The following is a 19,146-nucleotide window of genomic DNA, read 5'->3' on the forward strand; positions in this document are numbered from 1 at the left end:
GATTATTAAGTGATATTTTTAATAAATTTAAATTATTATGTAAAGAATTAAATATTGTGATTACACATGAAGATATATTAACAACTGATAGAAAAATAAATTAGGCTTTTATCCCTTTATGTACTATTTTTAAATTTTATCACATAAATGGAGATAAAAGCCTACCTAGGAAATTATCCCCGCATGTATTTAAATCAAACACAAAATTACAGTTTCAAAACTAGGTATGTTATTGAATTTATATGCTGATTCTTTTGCATATAAATGAATATTGTGCTTTGAAACTCTTATGTGTGTTCGGAAAGTTCGTCGGATGTGCTTTCATGCTGATTCAATCTGGTTTGTGTTTACACCTGTTGGTGACACATACCCAACTTCATGATTTACGATTTCATGTTTGGGATAGAATTTTTTGAAACTTACATATCCCTTCCAAGAATCCGTAAATAGACAGCACTCAGTAAAAATGTGTTTCAATGCAAATCTTAAAAGGTTTTTTTCATCTGCATTTTTCAGCACCTTCACAATTAGTTTGTTGCTGGTTTTCTCATAAACTCCAACAATCAAATTTTTATTCAACAAGGATCTTCCTTGTTTTTTAAAACCTAAATGTGAAAGATACATTTCATCCATCTGTGCTGTGCCATCCACAATGAAACCTGCATCTTGATTTCCAATTCTAGTCCTGATTTCATGACACATTCTTCAAGCTGTTTTATAGGTCACACCCAATTCCCTTGCAACATCGGTTGCTGGTATGCCATGCTTTGTGTTTATTCATCTAAAGATGAGATAAAACCAAGATGTCATTTGGGTCTGTGACTTATAAAAAATGGTTCCATAAAGAATACTAAATGTTTGGTTACAGTTCAAACATCGTATTCTTCTCAAATCAGAAGTATTCAAACCAGAAGAAGCACACCTGATGCATTTCATTATTTTCAACTTCGCTATATATTTCAAACAATCGTTTTCAGTTTGAAATATGCTATTGAATTCATTTCAATTCATTTTTTCCTCCACACTAGTACATGTGGGGATAATTTCCATAAATTATTTAGATACTAAAGAAGTAGAAATAACTTATTTTAAAAGATATACAATTATTGATTTAGATAATGATAAAGAATTAAAATATTTTGATATATTAGCTTGTGCTAAAAATACAGATATAGCAAAAGCAAAAGGTAGTGCAGAAACTTATGCTTATAGATATTTTTTAATGAATTTATTATTATTAAGTGAAGATGAACTTGACCCAGATAATGATAGTGTTAATTTAATTCAAAATAATAAACCACAAAATAATTATATTAATAATGTAAAAATAACAAATGAAAAATGAGAACCAAGTCAAAAACAATTAGATTATTTTGAAAAATATATGATTACAAATACAGTTTTATTTGATGAATGTATAAGAGAAGATATGGAAAGATTAAATCCAAGTAATAATAAAGATTTTTTAATATTAATGGGTGAAAATTATTTAAAAATTTTATTTGATAAATTTAAAGAAATTCGTGAAAGATTTAAAAATTTAAAAAATAATAATAAAAATGAGTATAGAAATTATGAATAATTATTTACTTTCAATTGACCCAAGTATTAAAAATACAGGTTTTACATTATGAGAAAAAAAATATAAATATGATAAAAATTTAAATTATTGACCTACTAGAGAATATGTATATTGTGAAATTCATAATGATGATAATGTTTCATTAAAAATTATAAAAGAATGTAAAAATTGTTATGAAAATGAAATTATTTGAAAACCAATATTAATTAGTAGTTATAGTTTTAAAAAATATGGAGTTTTAAATTTTGAAAGTGAAATATTTTTTAATAACCTGAGTTGTAAATATAAATGGGACAGTTTTTTAAAATAATTGTATTAAATCTATTGGTCTTTTATAAGAGAGCGATTTTCTGGGTGTAGAATTAATTTGAAATGCTATAAAATTTAAATCTTTTTGTTTATATGCAGATAGATCTGTAGATTTTGGTAAATATCTTCTTAAAATACCATTATTATTTTCATTTAAACCCCTTTGGCAAGGTTTACCAGGATCTGCAAAATAAATTTTGACATTACAAATTTTTTCGATTAATCTTCATTTACTAAATTCTTTACCACGATCAAAAGTAATGGTTTTAACTGTTCCTTTTTGTAACTTTGAAATAAATTTTATTATACTTTTCGTAATATTTTCTGATTTATGATTTTTAGTTACTAAAGGAATTGTGGTTTTTGATCATATATCAGCCAAAGTAATAATAGAACTTTTATGATCTTTGCCAATGATAGTATCACCTTCTAAATGACCAAATTCTTGTATATTTTTAATATTAGGAATGATTAAATTTCTTTCATTAATAGACTTACAATTATTAATTTTGCCCCTAGTTTCTTTTTGTTTGTGAGATTTATTTTTGCCTTTTCTCAATAAGTTATTTTCATCAAAACCCATTCGATTTGTTTTAAACACGTTATATAAAGTTTTTGTTGAAATACTTTTTATTTTATTTTCCTTTAAAAAGTTAGCAATTATATCAAGAGCATACTTTTTAGTAATTAACAAATGATTAATACTATTAATTTCTGTTAAAGTTAAAATTATTAATTTTCTGCCTGCATTTTGTTTATTTTTTTGAAATTGATTCAATATTTCTAATGGCAATAAGTTTTTATTTAATAATCTACAAACTCTATGTACAGTTGATTTACTATAATCAACAATTTTTGCTATTTTACGAATCGAAAATCCATAATTTTTATATTCTTTTATTGCTATTATTGATTCAATACTCAGATACTTATACATTGCGCTAATTCCTTTCTTTTCTTAATTATAGAACTAACACAATTTAATTTTTATATAAGTGTCCTTTTTAATTTTACAATTAAAGTAATATAAAAGATACCAATATTGATTTAATTATTGAACGTGGTACTTTTCATTCAAAAAATGGTATTGGTTATGAAACTCAAGAACATTTAAGAGGTTTTATTGCTGGACAATTTAATAAATTATTAACAAAAAATATGTTAATAAGTCCTTCTTCATGAAAAAAATGATATATAGATAATAATATTACTAATATTTCTTTAAAAAATTGAAATAAAAAAATAAGTGAAGATATATGTTTTTATTTAAATGAAAAATATCAATGAAATATAAAAATATCAAATCATGATGAAGCAGATAGTTTATTAATTGGTTGATATTATTTAAATAAGGAAAATAAATAATGAAAATAGAATTTGAAATGGATATTTTTACAAAAAATGCAATTATTGAATCATCAGAAAATTTCAAAAAATTAAAACAATTAAATATATCAATTAATTTATGTAATTGTAAAAAGGAAGATAATTAATGCAAAAACAAGAAAAAGTATTACTTAAATGTATTGTTAAAGATTGTAATAATAAAGTATTAGTTACTTTAAAAAATTTAGATTTAGAAGATACTACAATTCAATTTTTTAAAATGTGTAAAAAACATAAATTAGATTTTAATAATAAAATAAAAGAAATTAAAGAATATTAGACTTGGTGCAAAACCTTTAATTTTAACAATTTAACGATTATTATTAATATTAAAGGTGATAGTTATTATGTTGAAAAAATATAAAGATGATCAAGAATTTTATAGTTTAGTCGGCATAAAGCCACAAACATTTTATAAAATGCTTGAAATTTTAAAAATTGCTGAGTCTAAACAAAAATATTATGGTGGTAGAAAAAATAAAATTGTAATTGAAGAGCGTTTATTAATGACTTTAGAATATTGAAAAGACTATAGTAGTTATAGAGTTATTGCAAAAAGATATAATATTAGTCATACTAGTTGAATTCGTAATATTTTTTGAATTGAAAATATTTTAATAAAAAGCGGAATTTTTAATTTACCTGGAAAAAAAGATTTAACAAAAAATAAAGGTACTAATAATAATTTGTTAGCTATTGATGCTACTGAAACTCCAATTGAAAGAATTAAAAAAAACTAAAATTACTTTTTTCAGGTAAAAAGAAACATCATTCTCTCAAATCCCAAATAATTATTGATATTTCCAATGGAAAAATTATTTCAACTGCTTTTTGTTTTGGAAGCATTCATGATTTTAAATTGCTTCTAAAATCTAAAACTTTTATTCATCCAGAAAAACAAGTTTTTGTTGATTCAGGTTATCAAGGTATACAAAATATTTTTAATTTTCAAAAAAACTCTTGATGAAATAAAAAAAATCATCAACCTGCCCTAAAATTTGATTTTATTTAATTTTGGGATTTATTTTTTTTACAAACTGAAATATAATGCTTCAGATTTTGCATAAGGTGATATTTTATAATGTTGGTATTTAAATTTTCATAAATTGAGGTAATTTTGAATATTGGTAAATCCAATGCCATGATAATGAGCAATAAATTCTTTTAAACTTGATTGTATTTTACTGATATTACTTAAATTTTTATAATTTAATTCTTTATTTTCTTTTGATTTAAATTTCTTGAGAGTACATTTTGTTTGTTTAGCTACTGTATCATATAGTATTTGCATATCACAAACTATAATTGATTTTTCTTCGATAAGCTTAGATGTTAAATTTTCTTGTACTCATTTTTTTGTTAATCTTTTAGTATTTGTTGTTTGAGCATAAATATTTTTATTTTCATCAATTGCCATTTCAATACAACAGTTTAAATCTTTAGCATTTTCTTCAATTCATTTTTTTCTTGGATCATCTGGATTTTTGAAATTTCCTTTATGAATTTCTTTGATAAAAGTTTCATCAATTTCAATTCTACCTTTTAATTTTGTGAATGGTTTTTGTGTTTTTGCTAATTGTGATGATTTCATAAATTTTTGTCGATTAAATCATGCTGATGTTTTTGAAATTTTAGCAAATTGAGAAATAGTATAAGCAGATTGACCTAACAATGACAATCAAATTATTCAATCTCATTGTTCATGAGATAAATGACTTCAATGTAAAAAATGATTTCTTAAAGCATCAAAGCTACTTTTACAATCTTTGCATAAATATTTTTTTTAATTTTCACAAAAAATCTTGATATTACTTTTAATTTTAAATTAAAAGTAATATTTTTATATCAGGGGTGATTTTTTGTGACTAATAATGAATTAATTGATGTTTTAAAAAACAAAAAAGATGAAGAATTTATAAAAATTATTAGACATTTTAAAAATAGAATTAAACAAATTGAGAAAAAAGAAAAATTAGATGCAATTGATAAAAAATTTAAAGAAAAAGGAATTCAATGTCCAAATTGTAAATCTTATTGATGTGTAAAAAATGGTTTTAAGAATAATAAGCAAAAATATTTATGCAAAGATTGTAAAAGTAGCTTTGATGCTTTAAGAAATCATTTTTTACATTGAAGTCATTTATCTCATGAACAATGATATTGAATAATTTGATTGTCATTGTTAGGTCAATCTGCTTATACTATTTCTCAATTTGCTAAAATTTCAAAAACATCAGCATGATTTAATCGTCAAAAATTTATGAAATCATCACAATTAGCCAAAACACAAAAACCATTCACAAAATTAAAAGGTAGAATTGAAATTGATGAAACTTTTATCAAAGAAATTCACAAAGGAAATTTCAAAAATCCAGATGATCCAAGAAAAAAATGAATTGAAGAAAATGCTAAAGATTTAAACTGTTGTATTGAAATGGCAATTGATGAAAATAAAAATATTTATGCTCAAACAACAAATACTAAAAGATTAACAAAAAAATGAGTACAAGAAAATTTAACATCTAAGCTTATCGAAGAAAAATCAATTATAGTTTGTGATATGCAAATACTATATGATACAGTAGCTAAACAAACAAAATGTACTCTCAAGAAATTTAAATCAAAAGAAAATAAAGAATTAAATTATAAAAATTTAAGTAATATCAGTAAAATACAATCAAGTTTAAAAGAATTTATTACTCATTATCATGGCATTGGATTTATCAATATTCAAAATTACCTCAATTTATGAAAATTTAAATACCAACATTATAAAATATCACCTTATGCAAAATCTGAAGCATTATATTTCAGTTTGTAAAAAAAATAAATCCCAAAATTAAATAAAATCAAATTTTAGGCCAGGTTGATGATTTTTTTTATTTCATCAAGAGTTTTTTTGAAAATTAAAAAATATTTTTGCTTATTATTCTTAAAACCATTTTTTACACATCAATAAGATTTACAATTTGGACATTGAATTCCTTTTTCTTTAAATTTTTTATCAATTGCATCTAATTTTTCTTTTTTCTCAATTTGTTTAATTCTATTTTTAAAATGTCTAATAATTTTTATAAATTCTTCGTCTTTTTTGTTTTTTAAAACATCAATTAATTCATTATTAGTCACAAAAAATCACCCCTGATATAAAAATATTACTTTTAATTTAAAATTAAAAGTAATATCAAGATTTTTTGTGAAAATTAAAACAAAATATTCATAAAAATACATTTTTGCCATTTAAAAAAAGTAAATACAATCAATTAACACCAATTCAAAAAGAATACAATAAAACTTTAAGTAAAATTAGAATTAAAATTGAACACGTATTTGCTAAACTAAAACGTTTTAAAATTTTAAGTTTAAAATATCGCAATAAAATACGAAGATTTGCATTAAGATTTAATTTAATAGCAGGAATATATAATTTTGAATTACCTTAGTTTTGCACCAAGTCTAATATATCGTTATTTGTTTTTGGTTCTTTTTCGTTATCTGTTAAATTAGTAGCAACTATTTCTAAATTTTCATCAATATTTTCGGATAGGTCATCATTAAGTTGTTTATCATTAGCAGTAATTTTTTCAATTATTTTAAATGTTGATCCACCATGTCTACTTTTTTCTATAACTTCAATGTTTGTTTGTTTTTTAATATCTTCTATGGATTTATTTTCTGATAGAAAATTATATGTTTGAGATTTTGTTTTGTCTGTCATTTTAATGTCTCCTTTTAAACATTAAAACCCATTTACTTTTAAAAATAAAGTAATGGGTTAAAACTTATATATTGGATAACAGTTATATGTTATCAAATTTTGTGTATTAGACTTGGTGCAAAACCTTTAATTTTAACAATTTAACGATTATTATTAATATTAAAGGTGATAGTTATTATGTTGAAAAAATATAAAGATGATCAAGAATTTTATAGTTTAGTCGGCATAAAGCCACAAACATTTTATAAAATGTTTGAAATTTTAAAAATTGCTGAGTCTAAACAAAAATATTATGGTGGTAGAAAAAATAAAATTGTAATTGAAGAGCGTTTATTAATGACTTTAGAATATTGAAAAGACTATAGTAGTTATAGAGTTATTGCAAAAAGATATAATATTAGTCATACTAGTTGCATTCGTAATATTTTTTGAATTGAAAATATTTTAATAAAAAGCGGAATTTTTAATTTACCTGGAAAAAAAGATTTAACAAAAAATAAAGGTACTAATAATAATTTGTTAGCTATTGATGCTACTGAAACTCCAATTGAAAGAATTAAAAAAAACTAAAATTACTTTTTTCAGGTAAAAAGAAACATCATTCTCTCAAATCCCAAATAATTATTGATATTTCCAATGGAAAAATTATTTCAACTGCTTTTTGTTTTGGAAGCATTCATGATTTTAAATTGCTTCTAAAATCTAAAACTTTTATTCATCCAGAAAAACAAGTTTTTGTTGATTCAGGTTATCAAGGTATACAAAATATTCATAAAAATACATTTTTGCCATTTAAAAAAAGTAAATACAATCAATTAACACCAATTCAAAAAGAATACAATAAAACTTTAAGTAAAATTATAATTAAAATTGAACACGTATTTGCTAAACTAAAACGTTTTAAAATTTTAAGTTTAAAATATCGCAATAAAATACGAAGATTTGCATTAAGATTTAATTTAATAGCAGGAATATATAATTTTGAATTACCTTAGTTTTGCACCAAGTCTACTATAAAATTCTTGATCATCTTTATATTTTTTCAACATAATAACTATCACCTTTAATATTAATAATAATCGTTAAATTGTTAAAATTAAAGGTTTTGCACCAAGTCTAATGATGTTTCTTTTTACCTGAAAAAAGTAATTTTAGTTTTTTTTAATTCTTTCAATTGGAGTTTCAGTAGCATCAATAGCTAACAAATTATTATTAGTACCTTTATTTTTTGTTAAATCTTTTTTTCCAGGTAAATTAAAAATTCCGCTTTTTATTAAAATATTTTCAATTCAAAAAATATTACGAATGCAACTAGTATGACTAATATTATATCTTTTTGCAATAACTCTATAACTACTATAGTCTTTTCAATATTCTAAAGTCATTAATAAACGCTCTTCAATTACAATTTTATTTTTTCTACCACCATAATATTTTTGTTTAGACTCAGCAATTTTTAAAATTTCAAGCATTTTATAAAATGTTTGTGGCTTTATGCCGACTAAACTATAAAATTCTTGATCATCTTTATATTTTTTCAACATAATAACTATCACCTTTAATATTAATAATAATCGTTAAATTGTTAAAATTAAAGGTTTTGCACCAAGTCTATTTTTGCCATTTAAAAAAAGTAAATACAATCAATTAACACCAATTCAAAAAGAATACAATAAAACTTTAAGTAAAATTAGAATTAAAATTGAACACGTATTTGCTAAACTAAAACGTTTTAAAATTTTAAGTTTAAAATATCGCAATAAAATACGAAGATTTGCATTAAGATTTAATTTAATAGCAGGAATATATAATTTTGAATTACCTTAGTTTTGCACCAAGTCTAATGTCTAATAATTTTTATAAATTCTTCATCTTTTTTGTTTTTTAAAACATCAATTAATTCATTATTAGTCACAAAAAATCACCCCTGATATAAAAATATTACTTTTAATTTAAAATTAAAAGTAATATCAAGATTTTTTGTGAAAATTAAAACGATTTTCTGGGTGTAGAATTAATTTGAAATGCTATAAAATTTAAATCTTTTTGTTTATATGAAGATAGATCTGTAGATTTTGGTAAATATCTTCTTAAAATACCATTATTATTTCTTTAATTGTAAAATTAAAAAGGACACTTATATAAAAATTAAATTGTGTTAGTTCTATAATTAAGAAAAGAAAGGAATTAGCGCAATGTATAAGTATCTGAGTATTGAATCAATAATAGCAATAAAAGAATAGACTTGGTGCAAAACTAAGGTAATTCAAAATTATATATTCCTGCTATTAAATTAAATCTTAATGCAAATCTTCGTATTTTATTGCGATATTTTAAACTTAAAATTTTAAAACGTTTTAGTTTAGCAAATACGTGTTCAATTTTAATTCTAATTTTACTTAAAGTTTTATTGTATTATTTTTGAATTGGTGTTAATTGATTGTATTTACTTTTTTTAAATGGCAAAAATGTATTTTTATGAATATTTTGTATACCTTGATAACCTGAATCAACAAAAACTTGTTTTTCTGGATGAATAAAAGTTTTAGATTTTAGAAGCAATTTAAAATCATGAATACTTCCAAAACAAAAAGCAGTTGAAATAATTTTTCCATTGGAAATATCAATAATTATTTGGGATTTGAGAGAATGATGTTTCTTTTTACCTGAAAAAAGTAATTTTAGTTTTTTTTAATTCTTTCAATTGGAGTTTCAGTAGCATCAATAGCTAACAAATTATTATTAGTACCTTTATTTTTTGTTAAATCTTTTTTTCCAGGTAAATTAAAAATTCCGCTTTTTATTAAAATATTTTCAATTCAAAAAATATTACGAATGCAACTAGTATGACTAATATTATATCTTTTTGCAATAACTCTATAACTACTATAGTCTTTTCAATATTCTAAAGTCATTAATAAACGCTCTTCAATTACAATTTTATTTTTTCTACCACCATAATATTTTTGTTTAGACTCAGCAATTTTTAAAATTTCAAGCATTTTATAAAATGTTTGTGGCTTTATGCCGACTAAACTATAAAATTCTTGATCATCTTTATATTTTTTCAACATAATAACTATCACTTTTAATATTAATAATAATCGTTAAATTGTTAAAATTAAAGGTTTTGCACCAAGTCTAATATAAAAATTATGGATTTTCGATTCGTAAAATAGCAAAAATTGTTGATTATAGTAAATCAACCGTACATAGAGTTTGTAGATTATTAAATAAAAACTTATTGCCATTAGAAATGTTGAATCAATTTCAAAAAAATAAACAAAATGCAGGCAGAAAATTAATAATTTTAACTTTAACAGAAATTAATAGTATTAATCATTTGTTAATTACTAAAAAGTATGCTCTTGATATAATTGCTAACTTTTTAAAGGAAAATAAAATAAAAAGTATTTCAACAAAAACTTTATATAACATGTTTAAAACAAATCGAATGGGTTTTGATGAAAATAACTTATTGAGAAAAGGCAAAAATAAATCTCACAAACAAAAAGAAACTAGGGGCAAAATTAATAATTGTAAGTCTATTCATGAAAGAAATTTAATCATTCCTAATATTAAAAATATACAAGAATTTGGTCATTTAGAAGGTGATACTATCATTGGTAAAGATCATAAAAGTTCTATTATTACTTTGGCTGATATATGATCAAAAACCACAATTCCTTTAGTAACTAAAAATCATAAATCAGAAAATATTACGAAAAGTATAATAAAATTTATTTCAAAGTTACAAAAAGGAACAGTTAAAACCATTACTTTTGATCGTGGTAAAGAATTTAGTAAATGAAGATTAATCGAAAAAATTTGTAATGTCAAAATTTATTTTGCAGATCCTGGTAAACCTTGCCAAAGGGGTTTAAATGAAAATAATAATGGTATTTTAAGAAGATATTTACCAAAATCTACAGATCTATCTTCATATAAACAAAAAGATTTAAATTTTATAGCATTTCAAATTAATTCTACACCCAGAAAATCGCTCTCTTATAAAAGACCAATAGATTTAATACAATTATTTTAAAAAACTGTCCCATTTATATTTACAACTCAGGATAAAAAAGGTTATAATAAAAAAATGAATATTTTTATTTTACATCGAGACTTTCGTATACATGATAACAAAGGTTTAATTGCTTTATCAAAAGAAGAAAAAGAAATTTATTTAATTTTTATCCTGACAAATGAACAAATTAAAAATAATAAATTTTTTAATCTAAAGTCATTTCAAACAATGATTTTTTGTTTAAAACAATTAAATAAAATAATTCATATTAATGTTTTAAAAGCAGAAAACGAATTAAACGCAATCAGAAATTTAGTTAATCAAGGAATAATTATTAATAAAATTTATACTAATAAAGATTTTAGCCCTTATGCTCTAGAAAGAAGTCAACAATTAAAAAAATTAGCAAAAGAAATTGGTTTTATTTATCGTGAATTTCATGATTATATGCTTTTTGCTCCTCATGAAATAAAAAAAGATGATGGTAGTTTTTATCAAATTTTTACTCCTTATTGAAATGCAATTAAAACAAACAAATTTAATATTACAATATCAAAAACTCCAAAATTTCGAGCTATGAAGCTAGCAAATTGTGAAGATATTAAACACTTAAAAGATAATGACTTTAATTTACCATTAACAAGAGAAAAAGTAGAAATTATTGTTACTCGTTTATCAAAAGATTATCAAAATCAACGTGATAAAATTGATTTAATTAAAAACAGTACTTCTCATATTAGTACAGCCATTAAATATGGAATAGTTTCTATTCGTGAAGTTCATTTTTGAGTAATTCAAAGATTTGGTTATTTTGATAATAGTTTTTCTAGACAATTGATATGAAGAGATTTTTTCTATCAAGCAACTTATAATGCTATGATAGAAAAAAAATGAAAATTTGGAACAAATTGAATTAAAAAAATGAATGATATTATTTGAGATAATAATATAGAAAATTTTAAAAAATGATGCAAAGGAGAAACTGGTATTCCTTTAATTGATGCTGGGATGAATGAATTAAATAATTATGGTACTATGCATAATCGTGTACGTATGATTTGTGGTTCTTATTTAGTAAAAAATTTAAATATTGATTGAAGATGAGGAGAAAAATATTTTGCTCAAAAATTAATTGATTATGATCCAATTGTGAATCAATGTTCATGACAATGAGTAGCAGGAACAGGATTTGATGCTCAACAATATATTAGGATTTTTAATCCTTATTTACAACAAATTAAATATGATCCTAATTTTGTTTATATTAATTATTTTTTATCAAGAACAAAAAATATAGAAGAAATTGTTGATTTTAAAAAATCAGTTCAAGAAGCTAAAAAAAGATACCAAAATTTAAAAAGTAATATTCAAATTTATAATATTAAAAATAATAAATCACAAAAAAAATAAATATTATAAAACTAGTCAATTGACTAGTTTTTTTTAATTATTTAAGGAAATTATCCCCACATGTACTAGTGTGGAGGAAAAAATGAATGGAAATGAATTCAATAGCATATTTCAAACTGAAAACGATTGTTTGAAATATATAGCGAAGTTGAAAATAATGAAATGCATCAGATGTGCTTCTTCTAGTTTGAATACTTCTGATTTGAGAAGAATACGATGTTTGAACTGTAACCAAACATTTAGTATTCTTTATGGAACCATTTTTTATAAGTCACAAACCCAAATGACATCTTGGTTTTATCTCATCTTTAGATGAATAAACACAAAGCATGGCATACCAGCAACCGATGTTGCAAGGGAATTGGGTGTTACCTATAAAACAGCTTGAAGAATGTGTCATGAAATCAGGACTAGAATTGGAAATCAAGATGCAGGTTTCATTCTTGATGGCACAGCACAGATGGATGAAATGTATCTTTCACATTTAGGTTTTAAAAAATAAGGAAGATCCTTGTTGAATAAAACTTTGATTGTTGGAGTTTATGAGAAAACCAGCAACAAACTAATTGTGAAGGTGCTGAAAAATGCAGATGAAAAAAACCTTTTAAGATTTGCATTGAAACACATTTTTACTGAGTGCTGTCTATTTACGGATTCTTGGAAGGGATATGTAAGTTTCAAAAACTTCTATCCCAAACATGAAATCGTAAATCATGAAGTTGGGTATGTGTCACCAACAGGTGTAAACACAAACCAGATTGAATCAGCATGAAAGCACATCCGACGAACTTTCCGAACACACATAAGAGTTTCAAAGCACAATATTCATTTATATGCAAAAGAATCAGCATATAAATTCAATAACATACCTAGTTTTGACACTGTAATTTTGTGTTTGATTTAAATACATGCGGGGATAATTTCCTAGGTAGGCTTTTATCTCCATTTATGTGATAAAATTTAAAAATAGTACATAAAGGGATAAAAGCCTTATTTAATTGTAATTTTTTTAGTTTTTGTTTGTTCTTTTTTAGGTATCTTAACAATTAATATACCATTTTTAAAATTAGCATCTATAGACTCTTCACTTATATTAGATGGTAAATTAATAGAGCGAGAGAATGAACCATAATATCTTTCTTGAATATGATAATTTTTATTTTTCTTTAATTGTAAAATTAAAAAGGACACTTATATAAAAATTAAATTGTGTTAGTTCTATAATTAAGAAAAGAAAGGAATTAGCGCAATGTATAAGTATCTGAGTATTGAATCAATAATAGCAATAAAAGAATAGACTTGGTGCAAAACCTTTAATTTTAACAATTTAACGATTATTATTAATATTAAAGGTGATAGTTATTATGTTGAAAAAATATAAAGATGATCAAGAATTTTATAGTTTAGTCGGCATAAAGACACAAACATTTTATAAAATGCTTGAAATTTTAAAAATTGCTGAGTCTAAACAAAATATTATGGTGGTAGAAAAAATAAAATTGTAATTGAAGAGCGTTTATTAATGACTTTAGAATATTGAAAAGACTATAGTAGTTGTAGAGTTATTGCAAAAAGATATAATATTAGTCATACTAGTTGCATTCGTAATATTTTTTTAATTGAAAATATTTTAATAAAAAGCGGAATTTTTAATTTACCTTGAAAAAAAGATTTAACAAAAAATAAAGGTACTAATAATAATTTGTTAGCTATTGATGCTACTGAAACTCCAATTGAAAGAATTAAAAAAAACTAAAATTACTTTTTTCAGGTAAAAAGAAACATCATTCTCTCAAATCCCAAATAATTATTGATATTTCCAATGGAAAAATTATTTCAACTGCTTTTTGTTTTGGAAGCATTCATGATTTTAAATTGCTTCTAAAATCTAAAACTTTTATTCATCCAGAAAAACAAGTTTTAGATTTTAGAAGCAATTTAAAACTTTTATTCATCCAGAAAAACAAGTTTTTGTTGATTCAGGTTATCAAGGTATACAAAATATTCATAAAAATACATTTTTGCCATTTAAAAAAAGTAAATACAATCAATTAACACCAATTCAAAAAGAATACAATAAAACTTTAAGTAAAATTAGAATTAAAATTAAACACGTATTTGCTAAACTAAAACGTTTTAAAATTTTAAGTTTAAAATATCGCAATAAAATACGAAGATTTGCATTAAGATTTAATTTAATAGCAGGAATATATAATTTTTAATTATCTTAGTTTTGCACCAAGTCTATTACATAAATTAAATAATGCGATTGGTTCGGGAATAGGAGCAGTCTCTGCTGTCCTAGGTGTTGCCTTACCAGCATTAGCTCCAATAATTGGTGCGGTTGCAGCAATATTAATTGCACAATGATACATATGACAAATTTCTGACTATGATAATGGTAATGGAGTTGTTATTGATATGGTTGGTTTAACACCAACATGAATCGTTAATGTTTCATCACAATAAAAAATAATAATACTTAAATTTATTAAAAACAGACCTGTGAAATAGGTCTGTTTTTAATAAATTTATTTTTAATATAACATAAAATTTAAACGACATAATTAACATTTTTCACTGATTTATCGCTTTCAATAATTTTTTTAGCATCTGCTAATTTAATGGCTACCATTTTCGTAATTCCTTGATTTTGCATAGTTGTACCATATAATACATCACAATTTTCCATTGTGCCTGGACGATGAGTAACAATAATAAATTGTGTATATTGTGAAAAACTACGAACATATCTAGCAAAACGCTCTAAATTTGCTGGATCCAATGGTGCTTCAACCTCATCTAATATTGTCAATGGCAACGGCTTGACTTTTAAAATAGCAAATAATACTGCTAATGCAACTAATGATTTTTCACCACCTGATAATAAGTTTAAATTACTAATTCTTTTACCAGGAGGATTAGCAAGCACTTCCACACCTGTATTTAAAATATCATCAGGTGATGTATATCGTAAACTACAAGTGTCTCCACCAAATAAAGTTTGAAATGTTTCGGGCAATACCATATTAATAGCTTTGATTGTTTCATCAAATTGCGTTACCATAACATTATCCATTTCATCAATGGCTGTTAACAACGATTGTGATGCTAATTGTAATTCATCATGTTTAGTTTTTAAACGTAAATAACGTTCATTTTCATTTTCAAATTCTTCAATAGCATTAATATTTACAAATCCTAAATCTTCAATTTCACTACGTAATTGTTGTACCAAATTACGTGCTTGTTGTTCGTCTGCTAATGGTTCACTATAATGTTCTCTAGCATATTCATAAGTTAAATTATAAGTTTCAACTAAACGTCTTAAATGTTGTTCTACTTTTGACTCCATTTTTACTTGTTCAAGCTTTTGATTATTTAATTTATCACTAGTCATAAAATGTTCTTGATTTAAACTATATAATTCATTTTCTAAACTTTGCATTTTTTCTAATAATTGATGTTTCTGTTTACGAATTAATTGTAGTTGACTTTTTATTGTTGCTCGATCATATTTAGAATTTTCATATTAGAATTGGTGCAAAATTAAGGTAATTAAAAATTATATATTCCTGCTATTAAATTAAATCTTAATGCAAATCTTCGTATTTTATTGCGATATTTTAAACTTAAAATTTTAAAACGTTTTAGTTTAGCAAATACGTGTTCAATTTTAATTCTAATTTTACTTAAAGTTTTATTGTATTCTTTTTGAATTGGTGTTAATTGATTGTATTTACTTTTTTTAAATGGCAAAAATGTATTTTTATGAATATTTTGTATACCTTGATAACCCGAATCAACAAAAACTTTTTTTCTGGATGAATAAAAGTTTTAGATTTTAGAAGCAATTTAAAATCATGAATGCTTCCAAAACAAAAAGCAGTTGAAATAATTTTTCCATTGGAAATATCAATAATTATTTGGGATTTGAGAGAATGATGTTTATGTTTACCTGAAAAAAGTAATTTTAGTTTTTTTTAATTCTTTCAATTGGAGTTTCAGTAGCATCAATAGCTAACAAATTATTATTAGTACCTTTATTTTTTGTTAAATCTTTTTTTCTAGGTAAATTAAAAATTCCGCTTTTTATTAAAATATTTTCAATTCAAAAAATATTACGAATGCAACTAGTATGACTAATATTATATCTTTTTGCAATAACTCTATAACTACTATAGTCTTTTCAATATTCTAAAGTCATTAATAAACGCTCTTCAATTACAATTTTATTTTTTCTACCACCATAATATTTTGTTTAGACTCAGCAATTTTTAAAATTTCAAGCATTTTATAAAATGTTTGTGGCTTTATGCCGACTAAACTATAAAATTCTTGATCATCTTTATATTTTTTCAACATAATAACTATCACCTTTAATATGAATAATAATCGTTAAATTGTTAAAATTAAAGGTTTTGCACCAAGTCTAATTAAAGAATAATAAGCAAAAATATTTATGCAAAGATTGTAAAAGTAGCTTTGATGCTTTAAGAAATCATTTTTTACATTGAAGTCATTTATCTCATGAACAATGAGATTGAATAATTTGATTGTCATTGTTAGGTCAATCTGCTTATACTGTTTCTCAATTTGCTAAAATTTCAAAAACATCAGCATGATTTAATCGTCAAAAATTTATGAAATCATCACAATTAGCAAAAACACAAAAACCATTCACAAAATTAAAAGGTAGAATTGAAATTGATGAAACTTTTATCAAAGAAATTCATAAAGGAAATTTCAAAAATCCAGATGATCCAAGAAAAAAATTTTAATTTTCACAAAAAATCTTGATATTACTTTTAATTTAAAATTAAAAGTAATATTTTTATATCAGGGGTGATTTTTTGTGACTAATAATGAATTAATTGATGTTTTAAAAAACAAAAAAGATGAAGAATTTATAAAAATTATTAGACATTTTAAAAATAGAATTAAACAAATTGAGAAAAAAGAAAAATTAGATGCAATTGATAAAAAATTTAAAGAAAAAGGAATTCAATGTCCAAATTGTAAATCTTATTGATGTGTAAAAAATGGTTTTAAGAATAATAAGCAAAAATATTTATGCAAAGATTGTAAAAGTAGCTTTGATGATTTAAGAAATCATTTTTTACATTGAAGTCATTTATCTCATGAACAATGAGATTGAATAATTTGATTGTCATTGTTAGGTCAATCTGCTTATACTATTTCTCAATTTGCTAAAATTTCAAAAACATCAGCATGATTTAATCGTCAAAAATTTATGAAATCATCACAATTAGCAAAAACACAAAAACCATTTACAAAATTAAAAGGTAGAATTGAAATTGATGAAACTTTTATCAAAGAAATTCATAAAGGAAATTTCAAAAATCCAGATGATCCAAGAAAAAAATGAATTGAAGAAAATGCTAAAGATTTAAACTGTTGTATTGAAATGGCAATTGATGAAAATAAAAATATTTATGCTCAAACAACAAATACTAAAAGATTAACAAAAAAATGAGTACAAGAAAATTTAACATCTAAGCTTATCGAAGAAAAATCAATTATAGTTTGTGATATGCAAATACTATATGATACAGTAGCTAAACAAACAAAATGTACTCTCAAGAAATTTAAATCAAAAGAAAATAAAGAATTAAATTATAAAAATTTAAGTAATATCAGTAAAATACAATCAAGTTTAAAAGAATTTATTACTCATTATCATGGCATTGGATTTACCAATATTCAAAATTACCTCGATTTATGAAAATTTAAATACCAACATTATAAAATATCACCTTATGCAAAATCCGAAGCATTATATTTCAGTTTGTAAAAAAAATAAATCCCAAAATTAAATAAAATCAAATTTTAGGCCAGGTTGATGATTTTTTTTATTTCATCAAGAGTTTTTTTGAAAATTAAAAGAAAAAAATGAATCGAAGAAAATGCTAAAGATTTAAACTGTTGTATTGAAATGGCAATTGATGAAAATAAAAATATTTATGCTCAAACAACAAATACTAAAAGATTAACAAAAAAATGAGTACAAGAAAATTTAACATCTAAACTTATCGAAGAAAAATTAATTATAGTTTGTGATATGCAAATACTATATGATACAGTAGCTAAACAAACAAAATGTACTATCAAGAAATTTAAATCAAAAGAAAATAAAGAATTAAATTATAAAAATTTAAGTAATATCAGTAAAATACAATCAAGTTTAAAAGAATTTATTACTCATTATCATGGCATTGGATTTACCAATATTCAAAATTACCTCAATTTATGAAAATTTAAATACCAACATTAGACTTGGTGCAAAACTAAGGTAATTCAAAATTATATATTCCTGCTATTAAATTAAATCTTAATGCAAATCTTCGTATTTTATTGCGATATTTTAAACTTAAAATTTTAAAACGTTTTAGTTTAGCAAATACGTGTTCAATTTTAATTCTAATTTTACTTAAAGTTTTATTGTATTCTTTTTGAATTGGTGTTAATTGATTGTATTTACTTTTTTTAAATGGCAAAAATGTATTTTTATGAATATTTTGTATACCTTGATAACCTGAATCAACAAAAACTTGTTTTTCTGGATGAATAAAAGTTTTAGATTTTAGAAGCAATTTAAAATCATGAATGCTTCCAAAACAAAAAGCAGTTGAAATAATTTTTCCATTGGAAATATCAATAATTATTTGGGATTTGAGAGAATGATGTTTCTTT

General features: G+C 22.9%; 37 protein-coding genes and 2 pseudogenes. 22 read left to right on the forward strand and 17 right to left on the reverse strand.

Annotated elements, in window-relative coordinates; translation table 4 throughout:
• Positions 1 to 189: 189 nt before the first annotated feature.
• The gene (locus AAHM78_RS09005; protein ID WP_342252912.1) at positions 190 to 906 is read right to left on the reverse strand and encodes an IS1595 family transposase; all 717 of its coding nucleotides are present in this window, start codon (positions 904 to 906) and stop codon (positions 190 to 192) included.
• A 127-nt stretch (positions 907 to 1,033) separates the two neighbouring features.
• On the opposite strand from AAHM78_RS09005, the gene AAHM78_RS09010 reads away from it, so the two are divergent.
• On the forward strand, positions 1,034 to 1,582 hold the full coding sequence (locus tag AAHM78_RS09010) for an ERF family protein (RefSeq protein ID WP_342252913.1): 549 nt from the start codon (positions 1,034 to 1,036) through the stop codon (positions 1,580 to 1,582).
• Positions 1,575 to 1,892, forward strand: a complete 318-nt coding sequence (locus tag AAHM78_RS09015; protein WP_342252914.1) for a hypothetical protein — start codon at positions 1,575 to 1,577, stop codon at positions 1,890 to 1,892. The genes AAHM78_RS09010 and AAHM78_RS09015 overlap by 8 nt, the downstream gene beginning before the upstream one ends.
• Here the strand turns inward: AAHM78_RS09015 and AAHM78_RS09020 are convergent.
• Positions 1,884 to 2,828, reverse strand: a complete 945-nt coding sequence (locus AAHM78_RS09020; RefSeq protein WP_342252915.1) for an IS30 family transposase — start codon at positions 2,826 to 2,828, stop codon at positions 1,884 to 1,886. The two genes, AAHM78_RS09015 and AAHM78_RS09020, sit on opposite strands and share 9 nt — an antisense overlap.
• Before the next feature lie 427 nt (positions 2,829 to 3,255).
• On the opposite strand from AAHM78_RS09020, the gene AAHM78_RS09025 reads away from it, so the two are divergent.
• The 4 genes from AAHM78_RS09025 (at position 3,256) to AAHM78_RS09040 (ending at position 4,289) form a co-directional block, all read left to right on the forward strand.
• Complete coding sequence (locus AAHM78_RS09025) at positions 3,256 to 3,384, forward strand: hypothetical protein (protein ID WP_342252916.1); 129 nt, start codon at positions 3,256 to 3,258, stop codon at positions 3,382 to 3,384.
• Entirely contained in the window at positions 3,384 to 3,557 is a 174-nt protein-coding gene (locus tag AAHM78_RS09030; protein WP_342252917.1) for a hypothetical protein, read from the forward strand. The genes AAHM78_RS09025 and AAHM78_RS09030 overlap by 1 nt, the downstream gene beginning before the upstream one ends.
• Before the next feature lie 67 nt (positions 3,558 to 3,624).
• Positions 3,625 to 4,017 carry a transposase family protein gene (locus AAHM78_RS09035; RefSeq protein ID WP_342252918.1) on the forward strand — a complete coding sequence of 131 codons (393 nt, stop codon included), beginning with the start codon at positions 3,625 to 3,627 and terminating at the stop codon, positions 4,015 to 4,017.
• 59 nt (positions 4,018 to 4,076) lie between these two features.
• Positions 4,077 to 4,289, forward strand: coding sequence for a hypothetical protein (locus AAHM78_RS09040; protein WP_342255121.1), 213 nt, complete (start codon positions 4,077 to 4,079; stop codon positions 4,287 to 4,289).
• An 18-nt stretch (positions 4,290 to 4,307) separates the two neighbouring features.
• On the opposite strand, the gene AAHM78_RS09045 is transcribed toward AAHM78_RS09040, so the two are convergent.
• Positions 4,308 to 4,949 carry a transposase gene (locus tag AAHM78_RS09045; protein WP_342252919.1) on the reverse strand — a complete coding sequence of 214 codons (642 nt, stop codon included), beginning with the start codon at positions 4,947 to 4,949 and terminating at the stop codon, positions 4,308 to 4,310.
• Positions 4,950 to 5,138: 189 nt separating this feature from the next.
• On the opposite strand from AAHM78_RS09045, the gene AAHM78_RS09050 reads away from it, so the two are divergent.
• Positions 5,139 to 6,098, forward strand: coding sequence for an IS1595 family transposase (locus AAHM78_RS09050; protein ID WP_342252920.1), 960 nt, complete (start codon positions 5,139 to 5,141; stop codon positions 6,096 to 6,098).
• Positions 6,099 to 6,133: 35 nt separating this feature from the next.
• On the opposite strand, the gene AAHM78_RS09055 is transcribed toward AAHM78_RS09050, so the two are convergent.
• Positions 6,134 to 6,406 (reverse strand): hypothetical protein, encoded by a 273-nt coding sequence (locus AAHM78_RS09055; RefSeq protein WP_342252921.1) that lies wholly within the window; start codon positions 6,404 to 6,406, stop codon positions 6,134 to 6,136.
• Positions 6,407 to 6,471: 65 nt separating this feature from the next.
• On the opposite strand from AAHM78_RS09055, the gene AAHM78_RS09060 reads away from it, so the two are divergent.
• Positions 6,472 to 6,720, forward strand: coding sequence for a transposase family protein (locus AAHM78_RS09060; protein ID WP_425289737.1), 249 nt, complete (start codon positions 6,472 to 6,474; stop codon positions 6,718 to 6,720).
• On the opposite strand, the gene AAHM78_RS09065 is transcribed toward AAHM78_RS09060, so the two are convergent.
• The gene (locus tag AAHM78_RS09065) at positions 6,717 to 6,995 is read right to left on the reverse strand and encodes a hypothetical protein (RefSeq protein WP_342252922.1); all 279 of its coding nucleotides are present in this window, start codon (positions 6,993 to 6,995) and stop codon (positions 6,717 to 6,719) included. The two genes, AAHM78_RS09060 and AAHM78_RS09065, sit on opposite strands and share 4 nt — an antisense overlap.
• A 177-nt stretch (positions 6,996 to 7,172) precedes the next feature.
• On the opposite strand from AAHM78_RS09065, the gene AAHM78_RS09070 reads away from it, so the two are divergent.
• Together AAHM78_RS09070 and AAHM78_RS09075 are read left to right on the forward strand one after the other, a co-directional pair.
• Positions 7,173 to 7,565 (forward strand): transposase family protein, encoded by a 393-nt coding sequence (locus AAHM78_RS09070; RefSeq protein WP_342252923.1) that lies wholly within the window; start codon positions 7,173 to 7,175, stop codon positions 7,563 to 7,565.
• Positions 7,566 to 7,624: 59 nt separating this feature from the next.
• Positions 7,625 to 7,990, forward strand: coding sequence for a transposase family protein (locus AAHM78_RS09075; protein WP_342255122.1), 366 nt, complete (start codon positions 7,625 to 7,627; stop codon positions 7,988 to 7,990).
• 156 nt (positions 7,991 to 8,146) lie between these two features.
• Here AAHM78_RS09075 and AAHM78_RS09080 read toward each other — a convergent pair whose 3' ends face one another.
• Complete coding sequence (locus AAHM78_RS09080; RefSeq protein WP_342252835.1) at positions 8,147 to 8,539, reverse strand: transposase family protein; 393 nt, start codon at positions 8,537 to 8,539, stop codon at positions 8,147 to 8,149.
• Between the two features lie 46 nt (positions 8,540 to 8,585).
• On the opposite strand from AAHM78_RS09080, the gene AAHM78_RS09085 reads away from it, so the two are divergent.
• Entirely contained in the window at positions 8,586 to 8,822 is a 237-nt protein-coding gene (locus tag AAHM78_RS09085) for a transposase family protein (protein ID WP_425289801.1), read from the forward strand.
• A gap of 162 nt (positions 8,823 to 8,984) precedes the next feature.
• On the opposite strand, the pseudogene AAHM78_RS16995 reads toward AAHM78_RS09085, so the two are convergent.
• The 4 genes and pseudogenes from AAHM78_RS16995 to AAHM78_RS09095 all read right to left on the reverse strand — a co-directional run.
• A pseudogene (locus AAHM78_RS16995) lies at positions 8,985 to 9,104 on the reverse strand (IS30 family transposase); the annotation flags it as partial.
• Positions 9,105 to 9,251: 147 nt separating this feature from the next.
• Positions 9,252 to 9,398 carry a transposase gene (locus AAHM78_RS17000; RefSeq protein ID WP_425289775.1) on the reverse strand — a complete coding sequence of 49 codons (147 nt, stop codon included), beginning with the start codon at positions 9,396 to 9,398 and terminating at the stop codon, positions 9,252 to 9,254.
• A 12-nt stretch (positions 9,399 to 9,410) separates the two neighbouring features.
• Entirely contained in the window at positions 9,411 to 9,674 is a 264-nt protein-coding gene (locus AAHM78_RS09090) for a transposase family protein (protein WP_342255123.1), read from the reverse strand.
• A 2-nt stretch (positions 9,675 to 9,676) separates the two neighbouring features.
• Positions 9,677 to 10,069 (reverse strand): transposase family protein, encoded by a 393-nt coding sequence (locus AAHM78_RS09095; protein ID WP_342252835.1) that lies wholly within the window; start codon positions 10,067 to 10,069, stop codon positions 9,677 to 9,679.
• Positions 10,070 to 10,140: 71 nt separating this feature from the next.
• Between AAHM78_RS09095 and AAHM78_RS09100 the strand changes: the two are divergent.
• From AAHM78_RS09100 to AAHM78_RS09115, 4 genes and pseudogenes are all read left to right on the forward strand, one after another.
• Positions 10,141 to 11,040: pseudogene (locus tag AAHM78_RS09100) on the forward strand (IS30 family transposase); the annotation flags it as partial.
• 54 nt (positions 11,041 to 11,094) lie between these two features.
• Positions 11,095 to 12,432, forward strand: coding sequence for a deoxyribodipyrimidine photo-lyase (locus AAHM78_RS09105; RefSeq protein WP_342252924.1), 1,338 nt, complete (start codon positions 11,095 to 11,097; stop codon positions 12,430 to 12,432).
• Positions 12,433 to 12,619: 187 nt separating this feature from the next.
• The gene (locus tag AAHM78_RS09110) at positions 12,620 to 12,934 is read left to right on the forward strand and encodes a hypothetical protein (RefSeq protein WP_342252925.1); all 315 of its coding nucleotides are present in this window, start codon (positions 12,620 to 12,622) and stop codon (positions 12,932 to 12,934) included.
• 9 nt (positions 12,935 to 12,943) lie between these two features.
• Positions 12,944 to 13,336: a transposase gene (locus AAHM78_RS09115; RefSeq protein ID WP_342252926.1), complete on the forward strand. Its 393-nt coding sequence runs from the start codon at positions 12,944 to 12,946 to the stop codon at positions 13,334 to 13,336.
• 86 nt (positions 13,337 to 13,422) lie between these two features.
• Here the strand turns inward: AAHM78_RS09115 and AAHM78_RS09120 are convergent, their stop codons facing one another.
• Positions 13,423 to 13,623, reverse strand: coding sequence for an Hsp20/alpha crystallin family protein (locus tag AAHM78_RS09120; protein ID WP_342252927.1), 201 nt, complete (start codon positions 13,621 to 13,623; stop codon positions 13,423 to 13,425).
• Positions 13,624 to 13,796: 173 nt separating this feature from the next.
• Between AAHM78_RS09120 and AAHM78_RS09125 the strand changes: the two genes are divergently transcribed.
• From AAHM78_RS09125 to AAHM78_RS09140, 4 genes are all read left to right on the forward strand, one after another.
• Entirely contained in the window at positions 13,797 to 13,937 is a 141-nt protein-coding gene (locus tag AAHM78_RS09125) for a hypothetical protein (protein WP_342252928.1), read from the forward strand.
• A gap of 17 nt (positions 13,938 to 13,954) precedes the next feature.
• Positions 13,955 to 14,188 (forward strand): hypothetical protein, encoded by a 234-nt coding sequence (locus AAHM78_RS09130; protein ID WP_342252929.1) that lies wholly within the window; start codon positions 13,955 to 13,957, stop codon positions 14,186 to 14,188.
• Between the two features lie 119 nt (positions 14,189 to 14,307).
• Positions 14,308 to 14,487 (forward strand): hypothetical protein, encoded by a 180-nt coding sequence (locus AAHM78_RS09135; protein ID WP_342252930.1) that lies wholly within the window; start codon positions 14,308 to 14,310, stop codon positions 14,485 to 14,487.
• Complete coding sequence (locus AAHM78_RS09140; RefSeq protein WP_342255125.1) at positions 14,436 to 14,654, forward strand: transposase family protein; 219 nt, start codon at positions 14,436 to 14,438, stop codon at positions 14,652 to 14,654. The genes AAHM78_RS09135 and AAHM78_RS09140 overlap by 52 nt, the downstream gene beginning before the upstream one ends.
• A 332-nt stretch (positions 14,655 to 14,986) precedes the next feature.
• Here AAHM78_RS09140 and AAHM78_RS09145 read toward each other — a convergent pair whose 3' ends face one another.
• The 5 genes from AAHM78_RS09145 to AAHM78_RS09165 form a co-directional block, all read right to left on the reverse strand.
• Positions 14,987 to 15,934, reverse strand: coding sequence for an AAA family ATPase (locus AAHM78_RS09145; RefSeq protein ID WP_342255126.1), 948 nt, complete (start codon positions 15,932 to 15,934; stop codon positions 14,987 to 14,989).
• Positions 15,935 to 15,990: 56 nt separating this feature from the next.
• The gene (locus AAHM78_RS09150; RefSeq protein ID WP_342252931.1) at positions 15,991 to 16,191 is read right to left on the reverse strand and encodes a transposase family protein; all 201 of its coding nucleotides are present in this window, start codon (positions 16,189 to 16,191) and stop codon (positions 15,991 to 15,993) included.
• The gene (locus tag AAHM78_RS09155; RefSeq protein ID WP_342252932.1) at positions 16,158 to 16,286 is read right to left on the reverse strand and encodes a hypothetical protein; all 129 of its coding nucleotides are present in this window, start codon (positions 16,284 to 16,286) and stop codon (positions 16,158 to 16,160) included. Before AAHM78_RS09155 ends, AAHM78_RS09150 begins: the two co-directional genes overlap by 34 nt.
• A gap of 119 nt (positions 16,287 to 16,405) precedes the next feature.
• Positions 16,406 to 16,639 (reverse strand): transposase family protein, encoded by a 234-nt coding sequence (locus AAHM78_RS09160; protein ID WP_342252933.1) that lies wholly within the window; start codon positions 16,637 to 16,639, stop codon positions 16,406 to 16,408.
• Positions 16,640 to 16,656: 17 nt separating this feature from the next.
• Positions 16,657 to 16,797, reverse strand: coding sequence for a hypothetical protein (locus AAHM78_RS09165; protein ID WP_342252823.1), 141 nt, complete (start codon positions 16,795 to 16,797; stop codon positions 16,657 to 16,659).
• A 197-nt stretch (positions 16,798 to 16,994) separates the two neighbouring features.
• Between AAHM78_RS09165 and AAHM78_RS09170 the strand changes: the two genes are divergently transcribed.
• The 3 genes from AAHM78_RS09170 to AAHM78_RS09180 all read left to right on the forward strand — a co-directional run bounded on the left by AAHM78_RS09170 (position 16,995) and on the right by AAHM78_RS09180 (position 18,727).
• Complete coding sequence (locus AAHM78_RS09170) at positions 16,995 to 17,213, forward strand: hypothetical protein (protein WP_342252934.1); 219 nt, start codon at positions 16,995 to 16,997, stop codon at positions 17,211 to 17,213.
• Between the two features lie 74 nt (positions 17,214 to 17,287).
• Positions 17,288 to 18,247: an IS1595 family transposase gene (locus AAHM78_RS09175; protein WP_342252935.1), complete on the forward strand. Its 960-nt coding sequence runs from the start codon at positions 17,288 to 17,290 to the stop codon at positions 18,245 to 18,247.
• 78 nt (positions 18,248 to 18,325) lie between these two features.
• A complete protein-coding gene (locus AAHM78_RS09180; RefSeq protein ID WP_342252936.1) occupies positions 18,326 to 18,727 on the forward strand; it encodes a hypothetical protein in 402 nt (133 codons plus the stop codon).
• A gap of 13 nt (positions 18,728 to 18,740) precedes the next feature.
• On the opposite strand, the gene AAHM78_RS09185 is transcribed toward AAHM78_RS09180, so the two are convergent.
• Positions 18,741 to 19,115, reverse strand: a complete 375-nt coding sequence (locus tag AAHM78_RS09185) for a transposase family protein (RefSeq protein WP_342254611.1) — start codon at positions 19,113 to 19,115, stop codon at positions 18,741 to 18,743.
• Positions 19,116 to 19,146: the final 31 nt, after the last annotated feature.

Origin of the sequence: Spiroplasma endosymbiont of Zeiraphera isertana (genome assembly GCF_964030805.1) — a bacterium.
In the GTDB taxonomy this organism is placed as follows: Bacteria; Bacillota_I; Bacilli_A; order Mycoplasmatales; family VBWQ01; genus Spiroplasma_E.